General features: G+C 54.7%; 1 pseudogene. It reads left to right on the plus strand.

The window, feature by feature from the left end:
- Positions 1–139: pseudogene (locus AC1D0P_RS32890) on the plus strand (coproporphyrinogen III oxidase); the annotation flags it as partial.
- Positions 140–349 lie beyond the last annotated feature (210 nt).

Below are 349 nucleotides of genomic sequence, written 5' to 3' on the forward strand. Positions count from 1 at the left end.
AGACAGGGACGAGCAACTCGTCCGCCGCGGGCGCTACGTCGAATTCAACCTGCTCTACGACCGCGGCACGACCTTCGGACTGAAGACCGGCGGCAATGTCGAAGCCATCCTATCGTCGCTTCCGCCCGTGGTGCGCTGGCCTTGAATCATTCGGCCGGCGAACACCGCATCATGCTTGATCTGGATCAATGGCGGCCGACAGCGGGAATGTAAAATTCAGGTTGCCGGCCGAATGGTTCAAAACCAGTGGATAAAAAACATTTCGTATCCTGCGTCATGCTAATGGAACAAAAGTATGCTATGAATCATTTCGTTCGTGATGCGCCGGAGGAGGTAATCATGACTGTGC

This window comes from Polaromonas sp. P1_G2 (genome assembly GCF_056405515.1).